Origin of the sequence: Rhodoferax sp., assembly GCF_018063565.1 — a bacterium.
Lineage (GTDB): Bacteria > Pseudomonadota > Gammaproteobacteria > Burkholderiales > Burkholderiaceae_C > Rhodoferax.
The window spans coordinates 1-9,003 of sequence record NZ_JAGPBB010000114.1 but is presented as its reverse complement, the minus strand read 5'-3'; the positions used below and the strand labels follow the sequence as shown (position 1 = coordinate 9,003).

The 9,003-nt window shown below is 59.5% G+C and carries 9 protein-coding genes and 1 pseudogene; 6 read left to right on the top strand and 4 right to left on the bottom strand.

The features are described from left to right. The 5 genes and pseudogenes from KBF66_RS17495 to groL all read left to right on the top strand — a co-directional run. Positions 1-238: pseudogene (locus KBF66_RS17495) on the top strand (alpha/beta hydrolase); the annotation flags it as partial. A 67-nt stretch (positions 239-305) separates the two neighbouring features. Continuing rightward, a complete protein-coding gene (locus KBF66_RS17490; protein ID WP_296660401.1) occupies positions 306-1,163 on the top strand; it encodes a DMT family transporter in 858 nt (285 codons plus the stop codon). A 22-nt stretch (positions 1,164-1,185) separates the two neighbouring features. Then, on the top strand, positions 1,186-1,458 hold the full coding sequence (locus KBF66_RS17485) for a KTSC domain-containing protein (protein ID WP_296660398.1): 273 nt from the start codon (positions 1,186-1,188) through the stop codon (positions 1,456-1,458). Positions 1,459-1,677: 219 nt separating this feature from the next. After that, positions 1,678-1,968: a co-chaperone GroES gene (locus tag KBF66_RS17480; protein ID WP_078364254.1), complete on the top strand. Its 291-nt coding sequence runs from the start codon at positions 1,678-1,680 to the stop codon at positions 1,966-1,968. Positions 1,969-2,053: 85 nt separating this feature from the next. After that, complete coding sequence (gene groL, locus KBF66_RS17475) at positions 2,054-3,715, top strand: chaperonin GroEL (protein WP_296660390.1); 1,662 nt, start codon at positions 2,054-2,056, stop codon at positions 3,713-3,715. A 68-nt stretch (positions 3,716-3,783) separates the two neighbouring features. On the opposite strand, the gene KBF66_RS17470 is transcribed toward groL, so the two are convergent. Next, positions 3,784-5,631 carry a phosphoenolpyruvate carboxykinase (GTP) gene (locus KBF66_RS17470; protein ID WP_296660386.1) on the bottom strand — a complete coding sequence of 616 codons (1,848 nt, stop codon included), beginning with the start codon at positions 5,629-5,631 and terminating at the stop codon, positions 3,784-3,786. Between the two features lie 382 nt (positions 5,632-6,013). On the opposite strand from KBF66_RS17470, the gene KBF66_RS17465 reads away from it, so the two are divergent. Further along, positions 6,014-6,631 (top strand): hypothetical protein, encoded by a 618-nt coding sequence (locus KBF66_RS17465; protein WP_296660380.1) that lies wholly within the window; start codon positions 6,014-6,016, stop codon positions 6,629-6,631. 30 nt (positions 6,632-6,661) lie between these two features. Here the strand turns inward: KBF66_RS17465 and kdgR are convergent, their stop codons facing one another. The 3 genes from kdgR to kduI all read right to left on the bottom strand — a co-directional run. Beyond that, positions 6,662-7,462: a DNA-binding transcriptional regulator KdgR gene (gene kdgR, locus KBF66_RS17460; RefSeq protein ID WP_296660377.1), complete on the bottom strand. Its 801-nt coding sequence runs from the start codon at positions 7,460-7,462 to the stop codon at positions 6,662-6,664. Between the two features lie 58 nt (positions 7,463-7,520). After that, positions 7,521-8,288: a 2-dehydro-3-deoxy-D-gluconate 5-dehydrogenase KduD gene (gene kduD / locus KBF66_RS17455; protein ID WP_296660372.1), complete on the bottom strand. Its 768-nt coding sequence runs from the start codon at positions 8,286-8,288 to the stop codon at positions 7,521-7,523. After that, the coding region (kduI, locus tag KBF66_RS17450) for a 5-dehydro-4-deoxy-D-glucuronate isomerase (protein WP_296660369.1) at positions 8,285-9,003 on the bottom strand (719 nt) is incomplete at its 5' end. The genes kduD and kduI, both read right to left, overlap by 4 nt.

Here is a 9,003-nt window from a genome sequence, read left to right as displayed (position 1 = left end):
TTACCGGGTGGAGGACGCCATCGCCAGCTGGCGACGGGTGACAGCACCGGTGCTGATGCTGCTGGCCGATGAGGGTTATGTGCAACAGCGCTTTGCCAGTCAGCCCGAGGAGTTTCAACGCCGCCTGCAGTGCTTTCGGCACCAAAAGGCGCTGACCATCACGAACGCCAGCCACAACCTGCAGCATGACCAGCCCGAGCAAGTGGCGGCGGCACTGGAAAATTTTTTGCTGGCATGAGCAAGCCGACAAGCAGCCGCCAAATCTGGCCCTTGACGGCGTTTGACAACGCACCGGGGCGGCAGCCGTGACGCATCGCTACGCGCGCGCCCTGCCCCTGCTTTTTGTGCTGTTGTGGTCCACCGGTTTTATCGGTGCCAGACTTGGACTGCCTCACGCCGAACCACTCACGTTCCTGTTGATCCGTTACTTGGCGGTGATTGCCCTGATGGCGATGGTCGCGGGTGTCACCCGCGCACCCTGGCCCGCGTCGCCGGTGGTCTGGCTGCATATTGGCGTAACCGGGCTGCTGGTGCACGGGGTGTATCTGGGTGGCGTGTTCACGGCAATCTCCAAAGGCCTGCCAGCCGGTGTCGCCAGCCTGGTTGTGGGTGTTCAACCGCTGCTGACCGCCGTGGGTGCCGGATGGCTGCTCGGTGAAACCGTGGTGCGCCGACAGTGGATGGGGTTGGCGCTTGGTTTTTTGGGCGTTGGCCTGGTCGTCTTTGACAAACTGGGTACGGGTTTTGGCGTCGCCGCCCTGTTGCCCGCTTTGCTGGCCCTGGTGGGTATCACGGTGGGCACGCTTTACCAGAAGCGCTATTGCCCATCCTTCGACTGGCGCACCGGCGCGGTGGCCCAGTTTTTGCCGACCGCTGTGGCAACAGGACTGGTGGCGTATTGGACCGAGGATTTGCGGGTTGACTGGACCGGCGAATTTCTGTTTGCGCTGGGTTGGCTGGTCTTTGTGTTGTCGCTGGGTGCCATCAGCCTGCTGAACTGGCTGATCCGTCACAGCAACGCAGTCAACATCGCCAGTCTTTTCTACCTGGTTCCGCCTTGCACGGCACTGGTCGCGTGGGCATTGTTTGGCGAGTCATTCTCCGGTTTTGCCATGGCAGGGATGGCCTTGGCGGTCTGGGGGGTCTACCTGGCGCGAAAATGAACCGATACCAGCATTTCACAGCATGATCACCAAAACCTTCACCAGCGGTCGAATCAGGCGAATTGATTACGACGCGAATCAACAACAACTCGAGTTGCATTGGGTCGACAAGTCAGTTCTGGCTTACCACCATGTGCCCGCAGAGGTTGTTCGCCGCCTGTGCGCTGCACCCAATCCAGCCGCGTATTGGGAAGACCGGATTGCAGACGAATACCCGAAAGGCACACCGCAAGCGCCCCAACCCCCTGCATCCAGCGGCAAGAGTCTGAGTGATCTGTTTGGAGAAGAGGCTTAGGACAGACGGAACTGGGCCGGGTGCGCAGTAGCCCTTGCAGCCATCAGCATTTATCAATTGCCACTCTTGAAATCACTTCAAACGCCCTTATCATTAGCACTCGTAAGAGTTGAGTGCTAACAACACGACGCCAAGTGCGACTCTTCAAGCTAACGAACACTGCCAGGTTTTTGGCAGTTTTAGTTTTTAACCCGTGTTTCAAACCCATTAGGAGTCCCTATGAAACTTCGTCCCCTGCACGATCGCGTGATTGTCAAACGCGTAGAAAACGAAACCCGCACCGCCTCTGGCATCGTCATTCCTGACAGCGCCGCTGAAAAGCCTGATCAAGGCGAAGTGCTGGCCGTTGGCCCTGGCAAAAAGAACGACAAGGGCGAGCTCGGCGCCATGAGCGTGAAAGTTGGCGACCGCGTGTTGTTCGGCAAATACAGCGGCCAAACCGTCAAGGTCGATGGCGACGAGCTGCTGGTCATGAAGGAAGATGATTTGTTTGCCGTCGTTGAGAAATAACTCAACTTATACAAAATCAATAGCTACTAGCGCAATTAACATAAGCGCTAGAGGCCAATTTATCATATAACTTTAGGAGCCTAACATGGCAGCAAAAGACGTAATTTTCGGCGGCGAAGCCCGCGCACGCATGGTTGAAGGCGTGAACATCCTGGCCAACGCAGTCAAGGTCACCCTCGGCCCCAAGGGCCGTAACGTGGTGCTCGAGCGCTCGTTTGGCGCCCCCACCGTAACCAAGGACGGTGTGTCGGTGGCCAAGGAGATCGAACTCAAGGACAAGCTGCAAAACATGGGCGCGCAAATGGTCAAGGAAGTGGCTTCCAAGACCTCTGACATCGCTGGCGACGGCACCACCACCGCCACCGTGCTGGCCCAGGCCATTGTGCGCGAAGGCATGAAATACGTGGCCGCCGGCATGAACCCGATGGACCTAAAGCGCGGTATTGACAAGGCCGTGACGGCCCTGATCGCCGAACTGAAGAAAGCCTCCAAGGCCACCACCACCAGCAAGGAAATCGCGCAGGTTGGCTCCATCTCTGCCAACGCAGACGAAACCATTGGCAAGATCATTGCCGATGCGATGGACAAGGTCGGCAAAGAAGGCGTGATCACCGTGGAAGACGGCAAGAGCCTGGAATCCGAGCTCGACGTGGTGGAAGGCATGCAGTTTGACCGTGGTTACCTGTCTCCCTACTTCATCAACAACCCCGAAAAGCAGGCTGCACTGCTGGACAACCCGTTTGTGTTGCTGTTTGACAAGAAGATCAGCAACATCCGCGACCTGTTGCCCACGCTGGAGCAAGTTGCCAAAGCGGGCCGTCCGCTGTTGATCATTGCCGAAGATGTGGAAGGCGAAGCCCTGGCCACTCTGGTGGTCAATACCATCCGTGGCATCCTGAAAGTGGTGGCTGTCAAGGCCCCTGGTTTTGGTGACCGTCGCAAGGCCATGCTGGAAGACATCGCCATCCTGACCGGTGGCAAGGTGATTGCTGAAGAAGTTGGCCTGACACTTGAAAAAGTGACGCTGGCTGACCTGGGTTCAGCCAAGCGCATCGAAGTGGGCAAAGAAAACACCATCATCATCGACGGTGCCGGCCCGGCCGCCGACATCGAAGCCCGCGTGAAACAAGTGCGCGTGCAGATCGAAGAAGCCACCAGCGACTACGACCGCGAAAAACTGCAGGAGCGTGTTGCAAAACTGGCCGGCGGCGTGGCCGTGATCAAGGTTGGCGCAGCCACCGAAGTCGAAATGAAAGAAAAGAAAGCCCGCGTCGAAGACGCCCTGCACGCCACGCGTGCTGCGGTGGAAGAAGGCATTGTGGCCGGTGGTGGCGTGGCCCTGCTACGCGCCAAGCAGTCTGCTGGCACCATCAAGGGTGACAACGCTGACCAGGATCACGGCATTGCTCTGGTTCTGAAGGCCATCGAAGCCCCGTTGCGCGAAATCGTCTACAACGCCGGTGGCGAAGCCTCGGTGGTGGTGAACGCCGTCATGGCTGGCAAGGGCAACTATGGCTTCAACGCCGCCAACGACACCTATGGTGACATGATCGAAATGGGTATTCTGGACCCGACCAAGGTGACCCGCACCGCACTGCAAAACGCAGCGTCTGTGGCCTCCCTGATGCTCACCACCGAGTGCATGGTGGCTGAAGCACCGAAGGAAGAGTCTGGCGCCGGCGGCATGGGTGGCATGGGCGGCGGCGACATGGGTGGCATGGGCGGCATGGGTGGCATGGGCATGTAAACCCCCGCTGAAAAGCAAAAGCCCTGCAGGTGTCAAGCCTGCAGGGCTTTTTTTATGGGGACTGACTTTTATTCGTGTGCCAGTTCCCAACGGTCGGGCGAACGCCACAGGCGCGAACGCAACAACTCGCGCTCAAAGGTGAACTCTTTGGGCAGGCGGTCACGGAAGCGGTCAAAAAGCTCCTCGTGGGCATGCGCCTCGGCGGTACCCGCATCGCGACCCACGGCCATCAGATCGTAGAAGCTGTCACTGGCAAACTCCAGACCCTTCCAGTCCAGATCTTCAAAACGCGGCATCCAGCCAACCGGGCTCTCGACCGCAAAAGCCTGACCATGCACGCGCCCGGCAATCCACTTCAACACCCGCAGGTTGTCGCCAAAACCCGGCCAGATGAATTTCCCTGCATCGTTCTTGCGGAACCAGTTGACGCGGAAGATGCGTGGCGGGTTGCTGACCTGACGCCCCACATTGAGCCAATGGCTGAAGTAGTCGGCCATGTTGTAGCCGCAAAACGGCAGCATCGCCATCGGGTCTCGCCGTGTGGCCACCACGCCGATGGCCGCCGCCGTGGCTTCCGAGCCCATCGTGGCGGCCAGGTAAACACCGTGCGCCCAGTTAAAGGCCTGAAACACCAGCGGCATCTCCTTGCTGGCGCGACCACCAAAGATGAACGCCGCCACCGGCACGCCGGCGGGGTTTTCCCAGTCGGGGTCGATCGATGGACACTGACTGGCCGGCGCCGTGAAACGCGAGTTGGCATGTGCCGCCGGGCGGCCACAGCCTGGCGTCCAGTCTTTGCCTTGCCAGTCGATGCAATGGGCCGGTGGCTCACCGTCCATGCCTTCCCACCACACGTCACCGTCATCGGTCAGCGCCACGTTGGAGAAGATCGAATTCTTCGTCATGGTCAACATGGCGTTGGCATTGGACGAGTAGTTGGTGCCCGGAGCCACACCAAAGAATCCTGCCTCAGGGTTAATGGCGCGCAACTCGCCTTCGGGCGACTTTTTGATCCAGGCGATATCGTCGCCCACGGTGGTGACCTTCCAGCCCTCCATGCCCTTGGGTGGACGCAACATGGCCAGATTGGTCTTGCCACAGGCACTGGGGAACGCCGCCGCGATGTAAGTTTTTTGACCTTCGGGCGACTCCAGCCCAGAGATCAGCATGTGCTCGGCCAGCCAGCCTTCTTTGCGGGCAATGGCCGAGGCGATCCTGAGTGCCAGACACTTTTTGCCCAGCAACGCATTGCCGCCATAGCCCGAGCCATAGGACCAGATTTCGGTGGTGTCGGGGAAATGGGCAATGTATTTTTTGCCAATATCGGGTTCGCACGGCCAGGTCGAATCGGTCTGGCCCGGTGCCAGTGGCGCACCCACCGAGTGCATACAGGGGATGAAGCTGCCATTGCCCAGCACATCCAATACCTTGGCACCCATGCGGGTCATGATGCGCATATTGGTCACCACGTACGCGCTGTCGGTGATCTGCACGCCAATCTTGGCAATCGGCGAGCCCAGCGGCCCCATGCTGAAGGGAATCACATACAGGGTGCGCCCGGTCATGCAGCCGCTGAAAATGCCCTTCAGGGTGGCACGCATTTCGTCGGGCGCAGCCCAATTGTTGGTGGGGCCAGCCTCGTCTTTGGTGGCGGAGCAGATGAAGGTACGCTCTTCGACACGGGCCACGTCTGACGGATGGGTGCGGGCCAGAAAACTGTTGGGGCGTTTGTCAGGATTGAGCCGGATGAAGGTGCCCGCAGCCACCATTTCTTCACACAGACGATCGTATTCCTCCTGCGATCCATCGCACCACACCACGCGCTCGGGCTTGCAAAGCGCAGCCATGTCACTGACCCAGGTGAGAAGTTTCTCGTTGCTCAAATTCGCCGGGGAACCGATGGCCATATTACTCATTGAACTACTCCTTACAGTTGAAAAACCGGGGTTGCGCCTGGCGCACGAACTTGTGCATGGCACCAAGTCACTTAGATTATTAATTAATTTTTAATAATTATCGGACAGCCGTCGTCTTGATGCAAGTCAATCACGTTGCGGCCATGGGGACTTGCGCTATATCAAATGAAACCACTTTTTGCGCGAACGGTTTGGCACCCGCGTGGTTGCACCGCGGCACTTAGCCCGAATCCCCGGTCCTTGCCCATCGCCTGGATGGCGCAACCCACCGTGACTCCAACAACAAATTATTGTTTCAATAGCACTCAATACTTGCTGGATATGCGCTAAAGCTCGATCTTGTGCATAATTCCGCCGATTGGAATCCACCCACGCAATCAACATGGATGAATCGTTGGAGCCTGACCTGACACGCCGCCCGCTTGCTGCCGAGCGCGCTGATCAACGATACAACCACATCACCGTGCGCTTGCAGTACCAGCACCTTGGCAAATGGTGGTTTGCTCAGGCGCGGGAGTGGAGCGCTGCGGGCTTCAATTTTTTTTGCGAAAACCCTCTGGAAGGTGCAACCCTGCCCCTCAAGCGGGGGCTGTCGCATTTCGACGGACAGATTGTCTGGTGCTCCCGCCAGGCCGACGAGCAAGCGATTCTCGGCACATTGATCAATGAGCTGATCTACAAACGCGCCCAGCAGACGGTCAACGATGCCGCCTTGCAGGCGCGGCTGATCCAACTGATCCGGGTTGATGGCATGGTGCCGGAGAAGCGCAAGATCCTTGGCTCGCTGGGTGTTGTTCTGGGCGATGACAAACTGGCGACGCTGGTTGCCACGCGCCAACGGGAGCGCCCGTTGTTTCACTATGGCGTGCGGGTGGTGTCTGATCTCTGGCAGGCGCAGATCGCCCAGGCCTTAAGCCTGTCCTCCGTGGTGCTGTCGATGGAGCAATGGTCCAAAACACTCAAGCAGTTGGTGCCAGGCAAAACCCGGCCTAGCGCCTGACTGGCCGCCAACGTTGGGTGACGGCGGCAGTCACTGGTCCAGCGGGAAACGGGTGCAGCCCAGCTGCGCCGAGATGTCACGGCTGGCGCTTTGCAGCATGGCCACGGTTTCGGCTTCTTTGGACTCGTCGTAGCGAAAGGTCGGAAACGAGATGCTCAAACCGGCAATGGGACGGTTGATGCGGTCGAAAATGGGCACGCCCAGGCAACGGATGTGATCATCAAATTCTTCGCGGTCTTCGCCAAAGCCCTGCGCCTTGACGCGCACCAGTTCCGCCTGGAACGCCGCCGGGTCCACAATGGTCTTTTCACGGTAGCGCGTGAACTCGGCTCCCTGCAGCACCCGCGCGCAACGCTCGGGGTCTTCCCACGCCATCAGCACCTTGCCAATGGCGGTGCAGTGCAAGGGTGCGCGACGCCCCACGCGGGAGTACATGCCCAGCATGTGGCGCGAATCGACCTTGTGGATGTAGATGATTTCGCTGTCGATCAAGGTGCCCAGGTGCACCGTCTCGCCCGTGGTGTCGGCCAACAGCTGCATGTGGTTTTTGGCCAGCTCGACCAGATCGGGATACTGTAGCGCCTTGGTGCCCAGCTCAAACATCTTCATCGTCAGGCCATAGCGCTCGCTGTCTTTCTCCTGGCGCACATAGCCCAGCGTCATCATGGTCTGCAAAAAGCGGTACACCGTGGCCTTGGGCATGGCCAGACGCACAGACAGGTCTGAAATGCCGGTCTCGTTGTTTTCAGACAGGGCTTGCAACAGCGCAAACACCTTGAGCACCGCCGCCACCGATTCGGGCTGCCTGGCGTCGTAGAGTTCTTCAGCCATTTTGTTTTGAATCCCTTGGAAAAGTGTTTCAAATTATATTGCCGAAACACATTCGCAATTACCGCGCCAGCCACCCTCCATCCACCGCCAGGGTGCTGCCATTGACATAGTTGGACGCCTCTGAGGCCAGGAACACCACAGGGCCCGCCAGGTCGGCCGGCACACCCCAGCGACCTGCCGGGATGCGCTCCAGAATCGCGGCGTTGCGTGCCTCATCGGCGCGCAGCGCGGTGGTGTTGTCGGTGGCCATGTAGCCCGGAGCAATGGCGTTGACGTTGATGTTGTGCTTGGCCCACTCGTTGGCCAACGCCCGGGTGATGCCCATCACGCCGCTTTTGGATGCGGTGTACGACGGCACCCGAACCCCACCCTGAAACGACAGCATCGACGCCACATTGATGATCTTGCCGCCCGTGCCCTGCTTGATGAACTGGCGCGCCGCGGCCTGGGCAAAGAAAAACACCGACTTGAGGTTCAGGTCGACCACGTCGTCCCAGTCCTTTTCGGTGAAATTGATCGCGTCTTCACGACGAATGATGCCGGCGTTGTTGACCAGGATGTGAATGCTGCCGTTCAAGGCCAAGGCTTGACTGATCAGCGCGTCGATGCCGCTGACATCGGCCAGGTTGGCGCGCAAATCCACAAACTGGCGCCCCAGGGCCTGCACCTGCGCGGCCGTGTCATCCGGCGGGCTGACGTTGACACCGACGATGTCGGCCCCGGCTCGCGCCAGCGCCAGAGCCATGCCCTGACCCAGACCGGTGTTGCAACCGGTGACGATGGCCACCTGGCCGGCGAGCTTGAAGTTGTCGTGGGCCGCGTTCACAGCAAGGCTCCCATGGGCACATGGTCCATGTCCTTGAAGACCTGGTTTTCACCCACCATGCCCCAGATGAAGGTGTAGGCCTGTGTGCCTACGCCGGAATGGATCGACCAGCTCGGGCTGATCACCGCCTGCTCGTTGCGCACCACGATGTGGCGCGTCTGGGTGGGCTCGCCCATCATGTGAAACACCACAGCGTTGTCGTTCATGTCGAAATAGAAATACACCTCCATGCGCCGGTCGTGGGTGTGGCACGGCATGGTGTTCCACATGCTGCCCGGCTCAAGTTGCGTCATGCCCATGGCGAGCTGGCAGGTCGGCAGCACATCGGGCACCATGAACTTGTAGATGGTGCGACGGTTGCTGGTTTCGGGCGCGCCCAGTGTTTCGGGCGAGGCCTGCGCCAGGGTGATGGTGCGGCTGGGGTAACGGGTGTGGGCGGGCGCGCAGTTGAAATACAGTTTGGCCGGCTGCGCGGCATCGACGCTGCTGAACTCGAGCTGCTGCGTGCCCTGACCGATGTAGAGCGCTTCACGCGGGCCAACGTCAAAGGCCACGCCATCGGCCAGCACGCGCGCGGCACCGCCAATATTGATCAGGCCGAGTTCACGCCGCTGCAAAAAGTAGTCGGTGCCGGTATGACGGCCCAGCTCGGGCGAAAAGCGCACCGCCTGGGCCACCGGCATGATGCCGCCGACGATGATGCGATCGATCTGGC